The 17,413-nt window shown below is 63.8% G+C and carries 15 protein-coding genes; 13 read left to right on the forward strand and 2 right to left on the reverse strand.

The genetic code is table 11. The annotated features are described in order from the left end of the window. Positions 1-82 precede the first annotated feature (82 nt). The 10 genes from N6C22_RS20255 (at position 83) to N6C22_RS20300 (ending at position 11,857) form a co-directional block, all read left to right on the forward strand. Positions 83-859: a hypothetical protein gene (locus N6C22_RS20255; RefSeq protein WP_261653027.1), complete on the forward strand. Its 777-nt coding sequence runs from the start codon at positions 83-85 to the stop codon at positions 857-859. A 173-nt stretch (positions 860-1,032) separates the two neighbouring features. After that, on the forward strand, positions 1,033-1,833 hold the full coding sequence (locus tag N6C22_RS20260; RefSeq protein ID WP_261653028.1) for a hypothetical protein: 801 nt from the start codon (positions 1,033-1,035) through the stop codon (positions 1,831-1,833). 386 nt (positions 1,834-2,219) lie between these two features. Continuing rightward, a complete protein-coding gene (locus tag N6C22_RS20265; protein ID WP_261653029.1) occupies positions 2,220-2,999 on the forward strand; it encodes a hypothetical protein in 780 nt (259 codons plus the stop codon). 281 nt (positions 3,000-3,280) lie between these two features. Beyond that, positions 3,281-4,060 (forward strand): hypothetical protein, encoded by a 780-nt coding sequence (locus N6C22_RS20270; RefSeq protein WP_261653030.1) that lies wholly within the window; start codon positions 3,281-3,283, stop codon positions 4,058-4,060. Between the two features lie 263 nt (positions 4,061-4,323). Next, the gene (locus tag N6C22_RS20275; RefSeq protein ID WP_261653031.1) at positions 4,324-5,076 is read left to right on the forward strand and encodes a hypothetical protein; all 753 of its coding nucleotides are present in this window, start codon (positions 4,324-4,326) and stop codon (positions 5,074-5,076) included. Between the two features lie 468 nt (positions 5,077-5,544). Then, positions 5,545-6,273, forward strand: a complete 729-nt coding sequence (locus tag N6C22_RS20280) for a hypothetical protein (protein WP_261653032.1) — start codon at positions 5,545-5,547, stop codon at positions 6,271-6,273. Positions 6,274-6,409: 136 nt separating this feature from the next. Continuing rightward, a complete protein-coding gene (locus tag N6C22_RS20285) occupies positions 6,410-7,117 on the forward strand; it encodes a hypothetical protein (protein WP_261653033.1) in 708 nt (235 codons plus the stop codon). A 159-nt stretch (positions 7,118-7,276) separates the two neighbouring features. Beyond that, positions 7,277-8,053: a hypothetical protein gene (locus N6C22_RS20290; protein WP_261653034.1), complete on the forward strand. Its 777-nt coding sequence runs from the start codon at positions 7,277-7,279 to the stop codon at positions 8,051-8,053. A 154-nt stretch (positions 8,054-8,207) separates the two neighbouring features. Then, entirely contained in the window at positions 8,208-11,192 is a 2,985-nt protein-coding gene (locus N6C22_RS20295) for a PAS domain S-box protein (protein WP_261653035.1), read from the forward strand. A 299-nt stretch (positions 11,193-11,491) separates the two neighbouring features. After that, the gene (locus N6C22_RS20300; RefSeq protein WP_261653036.1) at positions 11,492-11,857 is read left to right on the forward strand and encodes a helix-turn-helix domain-containing protein; all 366 of its coding nucleotides are present in this window, start codon (positions 11,492-11,494) and stop codon (positions 11,855-11,857) included. A gap of 191 nt (positions 11,858-12,048) precedes the next feature. Here N6C22_RS20300 and N6C22_RS20305 read toward each other — a convergent pair whose 3' ends face one another. Continuing rightward, positions 12,049-12,435 (reverse strand): helix-turn-helix domain-containing protein, encoded by a 387-nt coding sequence (locus N6C22_RS20305; RefSeq protein WP_261653037.1) that lies wholly within the window; start codon positions 12,433-12,435, stop codon positions 12,049-12,051. A gap of 237 nt (positions 12,436-12,672) precedes the next feature. On the opposite strand from N6C22_RS20305, the gene N6C22_RS20310 reads away from it, so the two are divergent. Genes N6C22_RS20310 through N6C22_RS20320 form a run of 3 tightly spaced genes read left to right on the forward strand, consistent with a single transcriptional unit; the run spans position 12,673 to position 15,643 of the window. Then, a complete protein-coding gene (locus N6C22_RS20310) occupies positions 12,673-13,584 on the forward strand; it encodes a hypothetical protein (protein WP_261653038.1) in 912 nt (303 codons plus the stop codon). Then, positions 13,559-14,467, forward strand: coding sequence for a hypothetical protein (locus N6C22_RS20315; RefSeq protein WP_261653039.1), 909 nt, complete (start codon positions 13,559-13,561; stop codon positions 14,465-14,467). Before N6C22_RS20310 ends, N6C22_RS20315 begins: the two co-directional genes overlap by 26 nt. Before the next feature lie 48 nt (positions 14,468-14,515). Continuing rightward, positions 14,516-15,643 carry a DUF63 family protein gene (locus tag N6C22_RS20320; RefSeq protein WP_261653040.1) on the forward strand — a complete coding sequence of 376 codons (1,128 nt, stop codon included), beginning with the start codon at positions 14,516-14,518 and terminating at the stop codon, positions 15,641-15,643. A gap of 919 nt (positions 15,644-16,562) precedes the next feature. Here N6C22_RS20320 and N6C22_RS20325 read toward each other — a convergent pair. Next, positions 16,563-17,069: a hypothetical protein gene (locus N6C22_RS20325; protein WP_261653041.1), complete on the reverse strand. Its 507-nt coding sequence runs from the start codon at positions 17,067-17,069 to the stop codon at positions 16,563-16,565. Between the last annotated feature and the right edge of the window lie 344 nt (positions 17,070-17,413).

Consider the following 17,413-nt stretch of genomic DNA (forward strand, 5'->3'; position numbering starts at 1 on the left):
CTCCGTCCGCGGAACGACCGTACTGTCCGGTAATTTGATAGTTCATTACCTTCCGGTTCTTCTGTTGCTCTGAGGAATCGATATGGCAGCCCTTTCCAAACGGCAGTATCTGAAGTACGCTGGTGCGTCCCTCGGCGTCGTCTCGCTCGGTGTCGGCGGGACACTCGCAGCAGGGAGCGCGTTCCAGCCGAGCGTGGAGCAACCGACCGCGAACGTCGAAGAGACCAACGAGGTAACGCCCGCGGCGAAACCCGACACCGAGGCGGTACCCGAACCGATCATCGGGCCCAGGGGTGTCGGCGAGATACTCGATTACGAGCGCGACGACTACGGGAACATCGAGTTCGACTGGGAGTTCGTGTCCTTCGAGACCGACGACGGTGACATCGACCTCGACGACGTCGGCGTCGACTTCGAGACAGACCTCGACAGCAGTTTCATCGAGTTGACCGTCGAGGACAGCGAAGTGTTCGTCGACCTGGAGTTCGACCGCGAGGACAACTACTGCGAGATAGAGATCGCGTTCCGCGAGGAGTACATCGATTTCGAGTTCGACGCCGGCGACACCGACTTCAAATCGAGCGGGACCGGCTACCAGTACGAGGAGGACAAGCGCGATATCGAGTACAAGGGCCGCTACCTCGACTTCGAGTACGACGAGGAGAAGGGTGAACTCGAGATAAAGGGTGCCATCAAGCTCGAACTCGAGATAGACAACGGACTGGACTTCGAGTACGCCGACGGCCGCATCTTCATCGACTTCGACACCACGGAGCTCGAGTACAGTGGCGAAGGCGTGGCATTCGAGTGGGAGTGGCGTGACGGTGGCGACGACGAGTTCGAAGCGCGTCGCTTCTGAGTGGCAGTACCTGTACGAGCGTCCGATTCGCGGTCCTGGGTTTTCGCAGTCGGTTCTATGTCACGGTGTGAACCACCGGTTCCAGACCCCGTATCCGACCGGTTACGGAACGACCAAACAGTTATTTGATACTTCATACCAGAAGATGGCTAGTCTCCACTCGAGGCACTGAAATGGCAGACCTTTCCAAACGGCAGTATCTGAAGTATGCAGGCGCGTCCCTCGCCGCCCTCTCGCTGGGCGTCGGTGGCAAGCTCGCCGCGGACGGCTCGTTCGCCCCCGCGGTCGGTGAGACCTCGCGCGTCGCAGCCGGTGCGAACCCGGAAGCGACGCCGATTCTCCGCAGCGCAGGCATCGGTGACATCCTCGACTACGAGCGCAAGGACGACGGAGCCATCGAGTTCGACTGGGGCCTGCTCTCGTTCGAAACCGAGAGCGACGGCTCGTTCGAGATAGAGGACCTCGGCGTCGACATCGAGGCACTCATCGACGGCGGTGACGACCTGGAAGCTCTCGATATGCGCGTCGAGGACACCGAACTGTACTTCGACCTCGAGATCCTCGAGGACCGCGGTATCGACTCCGTCGAGCTGGATTTCGCGTTCCGCGACGAGTGGGTGCAGTTCGAGTTCGACGCTGACGGGCCGAAAGTCGAGTTCGAGTCCGACGGCAGCGGCCACCAGTTCGAGGCCGAAGACGACAGCCGGGACATCGAGTACATGGGCCGCAACATCAAGTTCGAGTTCCAGGAGACCGACGGTGAGAACTGGGAGCTCGAGATCACGGGCGCGATTCGGGCCGACATCGAGTGGAACGAAGACGGCGAACTCGACGTCGACTACATCGACGGTCGCATCGCCGTCGACATCGACGTCGGGTCCCTCGACGTGGAGTACGCGGGCGAGGACGTCATGTTCGAATGGGAGTACGTCGACTACGGCACGGACGACGAGTTCGAAGCCCGTCGTATCTGAACACGTTTCCCGGGGTAGCGACTACCCCGTCCCAACGCAGACAGGCGAAGACCGACCATTCGGACGTAGATATTTTCTCACGCTGAACCGCAGAGCGACAGCAGTGGAGGCGGGGCTGGTCGCTGGTTCTTTCCGGCGCAACTGCACTGTTCTTCGCGACCCGCGAACCCCAGGCCCGACTACCGAGTGGGCCCGACTACCAACTGAGCCAGCCGCCCGGGGAGCCCGAGCTGTCGCCCGGTGACCGGGCTCGGGACGAGAACCACGAGCCGGGAATGCGACGTCGCTCGACTACGCCAGGGGAACTCCCGATGGTAACGAGGCAACGTTTTAGTAATTTGATACTTAATGTCTGAAGCCAGCCTTCGGTAATACGAGGCACTGAAATGGCAGACCTTTCCAAACGGCAGTATCTGAAGTACGCAGGCGCGTCCGCCGCCGCCCTCTCGCTGGGCGTCGGTGGCAAGCTCGCCGCAGACGGGACGCTCCAGTCGAGCGTCAAGGAGACGACTGAAGTCGCTCCTGCCGCAAAGCCCGGCACCGATGCCGCGCCCGAGCCGATCTTCGGCCCGGCCGGAGTCGGTGACATCCTCGACTACGAGCGTGACGACGACGGCAACATCGAGTTCGACTGGGTCTACCTCTCGTTCGAGACCGAGGACGGTGACATCGAACTCGATGACGTCGGTGTCGACCTGGAGACGGAGCTCGGCAAGGAACACCTCGAGTTCACCGTCGAGGACAGCGAGGTCTACGTCGACCTCGAGATGAACGACGACGGCGACCAGCTCGAACTGGACATCGCGTTCCGCAACGAGTACATCTCGTTCGAGTTCGACTACGGCGACGTCGAGTTCGAGTCCGACGGTGCCGGGTACCACTTCGAGGACGACCGCCGCGACGTCGAGTACCGCGGGCGCTTCCTCCGATTCGAGTTCGACGAGGACAGTGGCGAACTCGAGATCAAGGGTGCGATCAACCTCGAGCTGGAAGTCTCGAACGGCCTGGACTTCGAGTACGCAGACGGCCGCATCGCCGTCGACCTCGACGAGACCGAGCTGGAGTACGCCGGCGAAGACGTCCTGATGGAGTGGGAATGGCGCGGCGGCAACCACGGCTACGGCCGGCGGAGCTCGGAAGACGAGTTCGAAGCACGCCGTATCTAACTCCCTCGCACCGGGGCTCGTCCGAAGGGATGGGCCGACAGCGAGTGGTGGCAGCTGTCACCGACGATATTTTTCTGATGTAGCCCGCGAGCGACTGCATCAGTTCGAGACGACCACCGACGAGAGTGAGTCCAGTTCTCCGGGAGCTGCTCCAGCGACCGGTCCAGCCACCGTCCCTGACATGACTGATTCGGGGTGGTTCCCGAACCGTGACGTAAGGACCAGCCAGTAATTTTATGATTAATATTTGATACAGTCTTCTGTATGGTCGAGGCACTGAAATGGCAGACATCAACAAACGACAGTATCTGAAATACGCAGGCGCGTCCCTCGCCGCTCTCTCGCTGGGCGTCGGTGGGAAACTCGCCGCAGATGGCACACTCCAGTCGAGCGTGAAGGAGACGACAGAAGTCACCCCAGCCGCGAATCCCGGCACCGAAGCCGCGCCCGAGCCGATCCTCGGCCCGGCCGGCGTCGGTGACATCCTGGACTACGAGCGCGACGACTACGGCAATATCGAGTTCGACTGGGTCTACCTCTCGTTCGAGACCGAGGACGGTGACATCGACCTCGACGACGTCGGTGTAGACCTCGAGACCCACCTGGACGATGGGGACGCCGAGTTCACCGTCGAGGACAGCGAGGTCTACGTCGACCTCGAGGTGACCGACTTCGGTGAGATGGTGGAACTAGACATCGCGTTCCGTGACGAGTACATCTCCTTCGAGTTCGAGTACGGCGACGTGGAGTTCGAATCCGACGGCGGTGGCTACCACTTCGAGGACGACCGCCGCGACGTCGAGTACCGCGGGCGCTACCTCGACTTCGAGTTCGAAGAGGACAGCCTCGAACTCGAGATCAAGGGCGCGATCAGGCTCGAGCTCGAGATGGAGAACGGGCTGGACTTCGAGTACGCCGACGGCCGCATCGCCGTCGACCTCGACGAGACCGAACTCGAGTACGCCGGCGAAGACGTCCTCTTCGAGTGGGAATGGCGCGGTGGCAACCACGGCTACGGCCAGAAGCACTCGGAAGACGAGTTCGAAGCACGCCGTCTCTAGGCCCCCGGCCACACCAGCTACCTGGACGACCCACGAGACGTCTCCCAGGCACATCGTGACCGTCCAGTAGTCGGGTGTGACGACGAACACGCTCGTCCCACACGCGAGACAGCCAGAGAACGTCGGTACGGCCGGCGACGTGGCCCGGTTCGCAAGCAGTACGTTCCGTTCCTGCGAGGAATCTCCTCGAGGTTACGTGACGACCTTACAGTTATTTGATGCTTAATACCCGAAGCTGACTTTCGTTAGAACGAGGCACTGAAATGGCAGACCTTTCCAAGCGACAGTATCTGAAGTACGCGGGCGCATCTCTGGCAGCACTCTCCCTCGGCGTGGGTGGGAAGCTCGCCGCAGACGGCACGCTCCAGTCGAGCGTGAAGGAGACCACCGAGGTCGCACCCGCTGCGAAGCCCGGCACCGACGCCGCACCCGAACCGATTCTCGGGCCGGCTAGCTACGGTGACATCCTCGACTACGAGCGCGACGACTACGGGAACATCGAGTTCGACTGGGCGTACCTCTCGTTCGAGAGTGACGACGGTGACATCGACCTCGACGACGTCGGCGTCGACTTCGAGACCGACCTCGACAGCGACTTCCTCGAGCTGACCGTCGAGGACAGCGAGGTCTACGTCGACCTCGAGATGGACGACAACGGCCACCACGTCGAGCTGGACATCGCGTTCCGCAACGAGTACATCTCGTTCGAGTACGACGACGGTGACGTCGAGTTCGAATCCGACGGCCAGGGTCACCAGTTCGAGGACGACCGCCGCGACATCGAGTACCGCGGGCGCTTCCTCGACTTCGAATTCGACGAGGACAGTGAAGAACTCGAGATCAAGGGCGCGATCAAGCTCGAGCTCGAGATGGACAACGGCCTCGACTTCGAGTACGCCGACGGCCGCATCGCCATCGACTTCGACACCACGGAGCTCGAGTACGCGGGCGAGGACGTCCTGATGGAGTGGGAGTGGCACAACGGCGACGACGAGTTCGAGGCACGCCGCCTCTAACTCGGATTCCCGACCCCACACCCAACCAAGCCATATCGACTGCTGACACAGCAGACACCGGTTTTTTCGACGATTACCTCCAGAGTGACGACCACAGCCGGGACGTCGCATCGGGCCGACCACATTCCAGCGGTGTCCGACCCACGGCCACGTGAGTGAGCCGAACTCTCCTCACGGTGAGCGAGTAACCCCCTGTTACTGGCACTCCCTCCCGACGAACCCTGCCTCAGCCCCGTGAACGGTCAGCTCCAGTACCGGAGTAACGGCTCCATCCTTTTGAGTCTGCTCGCGGTGAACGCGGCGAACGACGGGACAACACGGGAGTCTGCCGGAAGCCGTCGCGTACCCATCTCGGGACTCGAGCGTACCTCGACCCCCGAGTCGTATCCGGGACGAAACGCACTCACCACCCAGTTATTTGATATTTTATCGCCGCTGCCTCCCTCGTTACGGGGGAGAGACTACGCCATGGGAGGCATCTCCAGACGGGAGTACCTGAAGTACACCGGCATCGGGCTCACCGCACTCACGGCCGTCGTCGGCGGAAAGCTCGCTTCCGACAGCGCGAGAAGCGGAGCCTCCGTGGGTGAAGCGACCCGGTCGGCAGACCTGGCGGAGAGGGCACCGGCGACCCCGTTGGAGAGAGGCGAGAAAGAGAGTGGTCCGGATGTTGTCGCGGTAGCGCAGGAGGACAGCGTGTCCGGGACGCCGCTGGTCACCGGCGGGGTACAACCCGGCACAGCTCTCGAATTCGACCGCGCGGATGACGGAGACGTGGATTTCTGGTGGGGTGGCGTCGAGTTCGAGAGCTCGGACGGCGACCGTGACGTCGAGTTCCTCGTCGACGACGGCGACCTCTACATCGACTTCGAGAGCACGGCGAGCGGGGACGACCTGGAGTTGACCATCCTCTTCGCCGGAGACGGTATCGACCTCGACGTGTACCAGGACGACGAGGTCGAGGTCGCGACCATCGGTGGCCCCCACTCCTTCGAACACGACCGGGGGCGAATCGAGTACGTCGGCCCGCTCCTCCGGGTCGAGTGGGACCCGCGGAGGCGCGAACTGGAGGTCCGTGGTGCCGTCCACCTGGACTGGGACGGCGACGAGTTCGAGTACCGGGGCCGGACCGTCAGGATCGACTGGGAGTCAACGACGCCCGAGCGAACCGGGACGTTCGAGGCTCGCGCGGTGTAGCGTCCCGGGTGTCCGGGGCGACGTACCGTTTCGGTATCTTCACCACCGGGTCGTCCTCTCACCCCTGTAACGAGAGGAGTATTCAGTTATTTGATGCTTAATGTAGAAACCGCGCTTCTCTACTGGCAGGAGGACTATGGCAGACATATCCAAGCGACAGTATCTGAAATACGCCGGGGCCTCGCTGGCGGCGGCGACGTTCACACTGGGTGGGAAACTCGCGAGCAACACACTGGCGGCTGACGCACCCGAGTCGACGGTCACGTCGGCGGCGTCGACCGACACCGGTGGTGACGCGGCCCCCGCAGCCGACCCCCAGCCAGCGAGCCAACCGCTGGTCGGTGCCGCGGCTGGCCCGTACCTCGACTACGAGCGTGAGGACAACGGAGACATCGAGTTCTGGTGGGACGGCATCGAGTTCGAGACCGAGAACAACGACCGCGACATCGAGTTCTCGGCCGCCGAACCCGGCATCTACATCGACTTCGAGACGAAAGACGGCGGCGACCACCTCGACCTGGAGATGGACATCGACGGTGACGTCATCGAGTTCGAGGTCCGTGGCAACCACGACGTGGACTTCACGGCGGTCGCCGACGGTCGGAAGTTCGAGGACGACGGTGACATCGAGTTCTTCGCCTCCCGACTCAAGTTCGAGTGGGAACCCGACAACCACCAGCTGGAGATCCGCGGTGCGGTCTACCTCGACTGGGACGGTGACGAGTTCGACTACCGTGGCCGGAACATCCTGCTCGAGTGGGACGCCAGTACCCACAACAACCCCGCGTTCGGCGAGTACGACGGGCGGAACGGTGAAGGAAAATTCGAAGCCCGGCGCGTGTAACGCCCGCTGACCAGCCTCCACACCTTTGTTTCGTGAACACTCTTGGTAATCGTAGTCGTACCGGGGTGGTAACGATATGACCCAACCTTACGTCCACACCAGACAGTAATTTGATACCTTATAGCCCATACCCGCCTGGTATACAGTGGAGGCAATTCAATGGCAGCTACTTCGAAGCGGCAGTATCTCAAGTACGCGGGCACAGCGCTCGCAGCACTCTCGATGGGCGTCGGCGGGAAACTCGCAGCCGATGGTGCGCTACAGTCGAACGTCGAGAACACGCGCGAGGTGTCCCCGGCCGCGAACCCGGGTGGACAGGCACCGGCCGCGAGCCCGGGTGGGAGTTCGGCTCCCGAGACACCGGCGGCAAGCCCCGGCCCTGCGGCGGCACCGGCGGACCCCGCCGTCGGCGCGGACGAGACGACAGACCCGTATCTCGGTCCGGCCGGAAGCGGCTATCTCCTCGATTACGAGCGTGACGACAACGGTGACGTCGAGTTCGAGTGGGGCGGGCTCATGTTCGAGACCCACGACGGCGACCTCGACGTGGAGTTCGAGGTCAACGACTACGGCATCTACATCGAGTTCGAGACCAAAGACGGCGGCGAGAGCGTCGAGTTGACCGCCGTCGCGGACGGTGACTACATCGACTTCGAGGTCGACCACCTGTACGACGTGGAGTTCGAGGCGGCCTCGGACCTCGGGACCAAGTTCGAGGACGACGGGAACGAGGTCGAGTACCGCGGCCGGCTCGTCGACTTCGAGTGGGACCCAGAGTCGCTGGAACTCGACCTCAAGATCGCCGGCGCACGCCTGGAGTGGAGCGCGAAGGACAACTCCACCCGAGAGCTGGAGTACCGCGGCATCGAGGTCCAGATCGAATGGGAGGGCCTCGGCTACCACAGCGACGGTGACTTCGAGGCTCGACGGCTGTAGGCACGACGCCCCCCTTTCGGTCTGATTCGCTCATTTCTGTGCACCCTTTTTGTCCCTCGGCGTTCTGTGTATTATATAAAAACACGTTGATAACTCAGAATACTACACTTAAGTATCTGAGGAGACTATTGTTACGGGAAGGGGGGGAAGGGGGTTGGAAGAGGAAATCAACAGCGACCGCCCGAGAGAGGAGACTGTTCGTGACACCGACAGGTCCGGGAGTGCCACCGCCTGGCAGGCGCTCACCGAAGCCGGGTTCGGTATCGTCGAAGTAGACGAATCCGGCACCATCGTCGGGGCCACACCATCGGTCGCGGACACCCTTGGCTACACACGCGAGCCGCTGGTCGGACAGTCGTCGACGAACCTGTTCACGGAACGGGACGAGGACGAGGTCCTCGCACTACTCGCGGACCTGGCCGACGACGACACGGTCCGACTGGTTCGTCACCGCCGAAAGAACGGGGAAGAAATCCCCCTACCGGTCACCGTCCACCGCGTCGAAACCGACGAACAGGTGTCGTACGTAGAGCTCGTCCGTGATTTCGAGTGGTTCGAGCCCGGCAACGCCACCCTCGCGCAGGAGGAACCTGCCGAGACCGAGGACGGCCGTGACCAGACCCACGTCGATGTCGAGACGACGACCCCCACGACCGACACCGACGCCACTTCTCCCACCGTCAGCCCCCCACACGCGGCGCGTCCCGGGAGGACGGAAACAGGGGCCGACGACCTGTATCACGAGCTATTCGAGCAGAGTCGCGACGGAATCGTCGTGGTCGACACGCGGTCGAACCGGATCATCGAGGCCAACGAGCGCGCCGCGACGTTGTTCGGCTGCTCCCGGGAGGACCTCGTCGGTGAGGCCGCAAGCCAGGCGTTCGAAACCGGACAGGGCGAGACGACGCTCGCGCGACTCGTCGCCGAGGACGCGAACCGGGACGAGACCGTGGTCTACCGACCGCCCGATGCTGAAGAACGAACCGTATCGATGGAGAGCCTTGAGCTGGACGACCACGACGGCCATGTCGTGGTGTTCCTTCGGGACGTCACCGACCACCGCCAGCACGAGAGCGAACGGGCCCGACGAATCGCCGCGATGGACGCCGCCCTGGAGGGAATCGCGGTCCTGGACGACGACAATTGCTTCACGTACGTGAACAGGGAGTTCGCCGCGCTGCACGGGACGACCGCGTCCTCCCTCGTCGGCAAAGCGTGGTGCGAGTGCTACTCCGAGGAGGAGTGGCGTCGAATCGCGTGGCAGGTACTCCCCGCCGTCGAGCACGAGGGGACCTGGCGCGGCGAAGCGACCGGCGTGCGGACCGACGGGGAGACCTTCCCCCAGTCTCTCTCGCTGAGCAAGGTCGATGGCCGGGGCCTCGTCTGCGTCGTCCACGACATCTCTGAACAGAAACATCACTCTCAGCGGCTCCGCGAGCTCAACGTCGTCACCCACGAACTGGTGACGGCCCACGACGAGGAGGAGATCGCGACCATCGGGTGCGACGCCGTCACCCGGGTCATCGGACTCCCACTGAACGCGATTCGCCTGTACGACCAGGAAGCCAACGGGCTCGTACTCGCCGAAGCCCCGGACACGGTGATGGAGGTCCTCGGGCCGCGCCCCGTGTACGACGTGGCGACGACTCCGGCCGGCCGGGCGTTCCGGACCGCAGAGACCGTCATCACGGTCGTCGACGAAGGCGACCAGTACGGCCGCTATCCCCTGTCGGAGGCCCTGTACGTTCCACTCGGTGACCACGGCGTGCTGAGCGTCGGTACCACCGCACGCCACGGGTTCGAACGGGAGCAGGTCGACCTCGCGGAGTTACTCGGCGCGAACCTGACCGTCGCGTTGACGCGGACGAAACGCGACCGACGGCTCCGGGAGATGCAGGCCGACCTCACCGAGAAACAGGACGTGATGGTCCGCCAGCACGACCAGCAGGAGATACTGCTGGGCATCAGCTCGCTCGTCCAGGAGATAACGGACGCGACCGTCAACTCCAGAAGCCGAGGTGAGATCGAACAGACCGTCTGTGAGAACATCGCCTCCTCGGAGTTGTACCACTTCGCGTGGATCGGCCACTACAGCTTGGGCCGGGGACGAATAGTCCCGCGCGCGGCCGCCGGCCTCGACGAGGGCGTCCTCGACGAGATCGCACAGATCACGCCGACAGAGGCCGAACGAGGTGCCATAGACAAGGCAATCGAGACCGGTGAGCCACAAGTCGTCCGGTCGGTCGACGGTGAACTCGCCCTGCACGAGCCGGTTCGGCGCGCCGCGTTCGAACGCGGGTTCGAGGCAGCCATCGCGGTTCCGCTCACCTACGCCGGTCGGAACTACGGCGGGCTGGTCGTCATCGCGAGCCATCCCGACGCGTTCGGCGAGTTCGAGACGCGGGCGTTCTCGGTCCTCGGCGAACTCGTCGCCTTCGCCATCCGCGCGACGACCGACCGTGAACTCCTGCTCAGTGACTCGATCATCGAGGTCGAGTTCGAGAGCTCCGACCGGACGGCGACACTGGTCGCACTCTCGAAGGAGATCGGCTGTCGGTTGACCCTGGCTGGCATCGTCGCCAGCAACACCAACGGCAGGCGGTACTACTACCTCGTCGAGGACGTGCCCGCATCCACCGCCGTCTCGGCACTGTGGCGATACCCCGGCGTCGAGGACGTCGAGGTCATCAGCGAGCGGGTGGACGAATCGCTCATCGCGGTCGAGCTGTCGAGCGGGTCGCTCGTCCAGTCGCTGGTCGAGTACGGCGTCCGCGTTCGCGAGCAGATGGTCGCCGACGGTCGGACCACGCTGACCGTGGAGGCACCGACCCAGGACGACGTTCGTGACGTGGTCGAACTCCTCGTCGGCGAGTTCCCCGAGACCGACGTCGTCTCCGTCCTCGAACGCGACCGGCCGGTCCGGACGACGAACGAGTGCCGGGACATGCTCCTGGGCGACCTCACCGACCGCCAGCACGCGACCCTGCAGACGGCCTACGTCGAGGGGTACTTCGACTGGCCGCGGCGGAGCACTGCGGAGGAGGTCGCGGCGCGACTCGATATCGCGTCCTCGACGTTCCACCAGCACGTCCGCATCGCCCTCCAGAAGGTACTCCTCTCACTTTTCGAGCAGGAATAGGCGGATTCCACGCGTCACGACCGTGGTCGTGCCGGAACGACCGGGTCGTGACCGTCACACCGGCCGATTATCTAATTCCCTGAGAGCTTCGGCTCGGATTCACCGTGAAAACCCGTTTCACATCGGTTTCCCTCGATTGCGTGAGGCCTCAATCCAAACTATCGGTTTCCACTACCGACTCTTCTAGGTAACACCGCAGGGATTTCTCAGGTTATCAGGAGTATTGTCACGACCGTACCGAGAGGTGTGGGTTCCTAATTCATAGGGATTCAGGGGTTATATGGTAACGAGAGATCGGCATGAACAGGTCATTTGGCGATTACAATTCGATTCGAGATCGTGCTGCCGCGGAGGCAGCTGCAAGAGAGTCCTTCGAGAACGCGAACCCGCTAACAGCGGTCGCGACGCTCCTCGGGCGGAAGTGGCACCTCGTCATCCTCGACGAGTTGCTGGAAGGGGGGCCCCAGGGGTTCAGTGCACTACAGCGACAGATCGGGGGGATCTCGAGCAAGGTGCTGTCCGAGAGCCTGAGCGACCTCGAAGAGAAAGAGCTCATCTCACGCGCGGTCGTCTGTGAGAAGCCGTTCCGGGTCGAGTACTCGCTCACCGAGCGGGGGGAGGCACTCCAGCCCGTCATCACGGCCGCCCGGGAGAGCTCCGTATAGCACCGAGACCGACGAGTCGAGTCAACCCTCGTAACGGGCGTGCGACCACTTTTTCGGAGACCAATGTCTGGCAGTGAGTACCGACTGTCTGTCGTAGGCCGTGTGTCAGGCGACGCTGACGCTGTCGTCGGAACTCCCGGTCAGACTGGCTGTGAAAGTCGAAAAGAAAGAAACCCGCGTGTGTTCGACGATCAGAACTCCGTCAAGTCCTGCTGTTCTTCGGGGAGCATCTCCGGGACGAGGTGTTTGTCTCCCCACTTGGCCATGCTGTCGATGACTGCTTCGAGGTCCTTCCCCCGCTCGGTCAGCGAGTACTCCACCCGGAACGGACGGTCGCTGATGATCCGGCGCTCGACGAGCCCGAGCCGTTCCATCTCGCTCAGGTTCTCCGAGAGCACCTTGCTGGAGACACCGTATATCTCCTCGCGCAAGGCCGAGAACCCCAGTGCTTCGTTCTTCAGCAGTCGGTGCACAATCGCTGGCACCCACTTCTTGCCGAGGACGTTACTGGCTGCGGTTATGGAGCACCAGTCGTCGCTCCGATACCAGAGTTCTGATTTTTTTGTCGTCTCCTCCATACACTAGAGGTCTAGTGCTGATTAGCTAAAAAGCGACCCCCGTGCGCGCGAGTCTTTAGTGATTACTTGACACTCATGGTGTCCTCGGTCGTCTGAGGGTTCGCCCGCATCGTAACCACCTCACTGTAAGCTCAGACCCCTTCGTGTGCGTAGGGACCGCACCGGGGACGCTGGTTATTACCTGCCAGGTAGTTGATTGTTTATTGCCGGCACTGGCCTATTTTCGGATGGTAGAGTATGGAGGAACTTGACCAACTTACGAAGCGTGATTACCTGAAGCTAGCAGGAGCTTCTCTCGGTGCGCTCGCGCTCGCGACTGGTGGCTTGCTCATCTCGAACAACAAGCCAGCTGCGACCGGCGACCCCGGGACGAATCCCGACGTGACCCCGCCCGTCCCGGGCGGTGGGTCCGGCGGTGTTGGCGGCGGCGGTGGCCCTGGCGGCGATGGGGGCTCCGGCGGCGTCGACGGCGGTGGCGGCGGCCCCGGCGGTGATGGGGGCTCCGGCGGCGTCGATGGTGGCGGCGGCGGCCCCGGCGGTGACGGGGGCTCCGGCGGCGTCGACGGTGGCAGCGGCGGCCCCGGTGGCGACGGTGGGTCCGGCGGCGTCGGTGACCCCGGCGACGGTGGGTCCGGCGGCGTCGGTGACCCAGGAGACGGTGGCTCGCCCGGTCACGGTGGCCCCGGCGGCTACGTCTCGGGCGACCTGCTCGACTACGAACGCGACGACAACGGTGACATCGACTTCACCTGGGACGGCCTGGAGTTCGAGACCTCGAACAACGACCGGGACCTCGAGTTCACGGTCGTGACGCCGGACTACTACGTCGACCTCGAAGTCGACGACGCCGGTGACGGCGTCGAACTCACCGTCGAGAGCCGGACCGACTACATGGACCTGGACGTCGACTACGACGACGTCGAGTTCGAGTCCGACGGTGGCGGCTACGAGTTCGAGGACGACCACGGCGAGATCGAGTACCGCGGCGTGTACACCCATCTCGAATGGGACCCGGACAAGCGCGAACTCGAAGTGAAGGGGCTGTTCAAGCTCGACTACGACGGCGACAACCTCGAACTCGAATTCCGTGGTGTCGGCGTCAAACTCGAATGGGAGAGTGAAGGTGACTTCGAAGCCCGGCTCCTCTGAGGAGCGCGGGGAGTCGTTCATCGAGCGGCTCCACCGCGGGCTGATCGGCGATGCGAGTGCCGCCTCGGAAGACCGAGACGAGACAGCGTCGCGGCCGCCCGCGGACGCGCCGGACTCGGACGAGACGGCGACCAGTGCCCCTGACATGGACGGGTCGTCGGACTCCGAGCCGAGCGATGAGAGCGAAGCCGACGGTATCAGCTTCGCCTTCGAGGACGACGCTGCGCCGGAACCGAGCCAGCGCCGGAAGGTCGGTGCGGACGAGGACGACGAGCCGGACGACCCGGACGAAGCCTCCGCTCCTGACGGCGACGACACGTGGCAGCAACTCGCGGAGGACGAGGCCGACCGTGACCACGCCCCCACCGACCCCGTCGGTGCGGTCAGCGACGGTCCGGTGACCGCGTCGACTCGCAGTGCTGTCGCGGCGACCGTCTCCGAGAGCGTCGCCGAGACGCTCGCGGCGGAGTTGACCGCGGGACGCGTCGACGACGGGACGAAGGAGGTGCTCGAATCGCACCTCGGTGTCGGCGTCGACACGGCCGTCAGCGCGCAGATAAAGCGGTTGAACGACCGCATCCTCGCGCTGGAGACGTACGCAGACGTGCTCGAGACGGAACTCGCAGGTTCCGTCGCCGACGAGCAGCTCGCGACCCGCGTCGCCGACATGGACGACCGCGTCGACCGCCTCGAACGCTCGATGCGCGAGGCGATGGTGACCGTCTCCGAGGGCGTCGACCGTGTGGACGGCGAGGTCCGGAGCGTTGACGCGAAAGTCGACGAGACGCGCCGTGCGGTGACCGAACTCCAGGGATGGCAGCGAAAGCTTGCCGACTCGATGGCGACAGCAGCGCGAGTCACACCCGACGAACCGTCGGAGTGACCATCCCATCCGTTCCTTCAGCTCTTTTCCAACCAGCCAGGTGACACTATGCAACAGCTACGACAGCGTATCGACCCGTTTGCGGCATGGATCGCGGCGGCCCTCCTGGGAGTGACAGCACTCTCGGCGACGGCCGTCTATCAGACGACCAGACCGGCGGTGATGGGGTTCCTGTGGCCGAACGTGGTCGGCCCCATCGTCGCCCGCGGCTCGAACTCGGAGTGCGTCGCACTCGTCGACGGGGCGGTGAAGGTCCCGACCGGCCAGTGCGTCGCGCCAGCCGGCGGCTTCGCCGCGGGGCCCGACCTGACGATACTCGGGGCAGCGATGCTCGCGGTCGTCCTCGGGTTCATCGTCGTGGGGGCACTGCTCCTGCTTGAGACACTCGACGCGCGCGAGACGCAGGCGTTCTTCTACGCCGTCGTGCCCTTCATGGCCCTGACCGGCGCGTTGCTGGCACTGGGCCAGGGGGCGAGTCGGCTCCCGAACGGCCCGCTCGACCTGCTCCCGTTCCCGTTCAACCTCGGGCTGGTCACGTCGGTGATCTACCTCTCGACGGTGCTCCTCGCGGTGGTCGCCATCGCGGTGGGGGTGTTCCTCGAACGTCACGGGTACGTCCCGAGCTTCCACCAGTTCGCGGCCAGCGTCGGCGCGGTGGCCCTGGGGGTCGCCCTCATACTCCTGACCGCCCTCGCCCTCGGAACCGACGCGGGGTCCCTCTCGCTCGGGTCGCTCGTCGGGATGGTGTTCGTCCTCGCCGTGACGACCGTCCTTGCGGCGGCCGTCTGGGCGGGACTGGCGCGGAGCATGCCCGACGTGGTGACCGGCATCGGTGCGATGGGGCTCGTCGTGTTCTGGGCGTTCCTGCTCAACGGGGTCGCGACGGTCGTCGCCCTCGACTGGAGCGGGCTGTTCGGCGTCGAGGCCATCGGGTTCACCCCGAACTTCGTGGGACAGATCGTCGTCGCGCTCACCGAGGCCCTGCTGCCGACCGCCCTCGGGACCGCGTGGCCGTACCTGCTCGTCCAGCTCGGCATCGGTATCGTCGTCGCGGCGAGCTTCGAGGAGTCCGAGGTGACGACCACTACGCCCGCCTTGCTCCTGTTGACCGCCGTGGTCGCGTTCGGCCTCGTGACGGGTGTGCAGGTGCTCGTCGCGATGACGTTCGGGCTCTGAACTCCGGGCTGTCGTATCTGGTTTTTCGAGTGCGCGTTCGATAGCTTCAGAGCCGCCGGCACGACGCTGTCGGCTGCGCCGCCGTCCTCGTCGAATGAGACACCGGAGACACCGGCGATTACCGTGTGGTCCCGTATTCCGATCGCCGAGTCGAAGAGTCGAAGCTGTCCCCGTCGGATTAGAGATGGACTCACCGGCACCAGTTTTGCCTGCTGGTAGGCCGGCGGGGACAGCGCCACCGACAGCCTCGTCATGCTGCTACTCTTCGGTGAGGAACCGGGTGGCTACACGGAGCAAGTCGGTCTCGTGATTGACGAGTGGGTATGTGACCCCGATTCAGCCCACGACATCGAATTCCCCTCGGGGCGACCTCGGTTCATCATGTCGCCGTGTGCACTCGCAGTGTGCAACAGTCGTTATCCAGAACTCGTCCCTGTTCTTGTCGATGGAGGGACCGGCGGGCTGGTGGTCCGGTGGACAGGCGAACTGGTAATCTGGTGGTCAGGCGAACTGGTGATCCGGAGGACCGGCGGACTGGAGGTCCGATGGTCAGGTGGACCGGCGTTAGCTGCACTCGACCGTAGAAGTTCGAGCCAGGGGTTCATCGGCCCCGCAGAGGCGATGTCTCCCTCCTCGTCGTCGACACCGGACGGGGTCTCTGTATCACAGCAGCCCTGTCGGTATCACAGCACCCCCGTCGTGAGGACGTCACAGTCGGGGTCAGTCGACACGACGGCGTCCTACCGGGGGTATCGATCGATTGCTTCAGGAACAGTCCGGTCGCGGTTCGTGCCGGTTGCGTGGCCGTAGCCTCCGCAGGGTACAAAAAGAGCTTCAGCGAACCGGCTGAAGCAACGTGGACGCACACGTCGCTGGGTGGAGCGACGCAATCGAGAACGAGGCAGCCAGCAGAAACAGCTCAGACGTCACCGATGAGCTTCGAGGACTCCTCCTCGCGGTTCATGGTGTAGACCAGCATGTACGTCCCGGCCATGACGAGGCCGTAGAGGACGTGGATGGTGAGCCCGGTCACGTCCAGGCTCGGGATGGCGGGGTCGGTGACCATGTTCATGGCGGAGAGCCAGGCGGGCATCGCGAAGCCGGCCGCCAGGAACCACAGCACGATGCCGTAGGTCATCCCGAGCAGGCCCATCGCGAGCGTCGAGACGAGGAATCGCCCCGCGGACGTGAACGTCAGCATGAGGCCGAAGACGACCCCGAACACGACGCTTATCATCAGGTGGACGGCCCACGCAGCCGCGAGCGAGTCCATCCCGACGAGTCCGGCGATGGTCGTCATCGTTCCGGTCGAATACTGCATCAACAGGCCCATCACGAACCCGCCGACCATGCCGGCGGCGACCGACTGTGCGATCGGCAGTTTCCTGTTGCGTAACTCCACCCATGCTGTGCGCTTGGAAGTCATAGATTCTCCTCGGTGGTACTAGTCGTCGCGGAAGTATAACCGGAGCAGTAACTCGCTCGAAAGGAGAGCGGGTTCTGCTTACTGAAGCCCGTGTCTGTGGCCGAGCAAGAGTGCAACGACGTTCGCAGAGAGCATGCCACAGAACAGGACGAAACTCGTCGTCGAGGCGATACCGACGACGATGATGAAGACTAGCACAAAGGGCAACAAGATTGCGAGCCAGAACGCGGCCCACACGAGAACACGCGAAGGCGATAGCCGGTGGTAGGCGCGTTGGCGAACCCCCGGCGAATCGCTTCCTGATACCATCAACGTCTCACCGTACTCGGTCTGAGGGACGCCCC

The organism is Haloarchaeobius sp. HME9146 (assembly GCF_025399835.1).
GTDB lineage: Archaea > Halobacteriota > Halobacteria > Halobacteriales > Natrialbaceae > Haloarchaeobius.

Bases quoted from the DNA above. Each gene is read 5' to 3' on its own strand.
- N6C22_RS20275 (WP_261653031.1), top strand. From the start codon at position 4,324: ATGGCAGACCTTTCCAAGCGACAGTATCTGAAGTACGCGGGCGCATCT.
- N6C22_RS20285 (WP_261653033.1), top strand. From the start codon at position 6,410: ATGGCAGACATATCCAAGCGACAGTATCTGAAATACGCCGGGGCCTCG.
- N6C22_RS20280 (WP_261653032.1), top strand. From the start codon at position 5,545: ATGGGAGGCATCTCCAGACGGGAGTACCTGAAGTACACCGGCATCGGG.
- N6C22_RS20290 (WP_261653034.1), top strand. From the start codon at position 7,277: ATGGCAGCTACTTCGAAGCGGCAGTATCTCAAGTACGCGGGCACAGCG.
- N6C22_RS20320 (WP_261653040.1), top strand. From the start codon at position 14,516: ATGCAACAGCTACGACAGCGTATCGACCCGTTTGCGGCATGGATCGCG.
- N6C22_RS20260 (WP_261653028.1), top strand. From the start codon at position 1,033: ATGGCAGACCTTTCCAAACGGCAGTATCTGAAGTATGCAGGCGCGTCC.
- N6C22_RS20270 (WP_261653030.1), top strand. From the start codon at position 3,281: ATGGCAGACATCAACAAACGACAGTATCTGAAATACGCAGGCGCGTCC.
- N6C22_RS20325 (WP_261653041.1), bottom strand. From the start codon at position 17,069: ATGACTTCCAAGCGCACAGCATGGGTGGAGTTACGCAACAGGAAACTG.
- N6C22_RS20265 (WP_261653029.1), top strand. From the start codon at position 2,220: ATGGCAGACCTTTCCAAACGGCAGTATCTGAAGTACGCAGGCGCGTCC.
- N6C22_RS20255 (WP_261653027.1), top strand. From the start codon at position 83: ATGGCAGCCCTTTCCAAACGGCAGTATCTGAAGTACGCTGGTGCGTCC.
- N6C22_RS20300 (WP_261653036.1), top strand. From the start codon at position 11,492: ATGAACAGGTCATTTGGCGATTACAATTCGATTCGAGATCGTGCTGCC.
- N6C22_RS20310 (WP_261653038.1), top strand. From the start codon at position 12,673: ATGGAGGAACTTGACCAACTTACGAAGCGTGATTACCTGAAGCTAGCA.
- N6C22_RS20305 (WP_261653037.1), bottom strand. From the start codon at position 12,435: ATGGAGGAGACGACAAAAAAATCAGAACTCTGGTATCGGAGCGACGAC.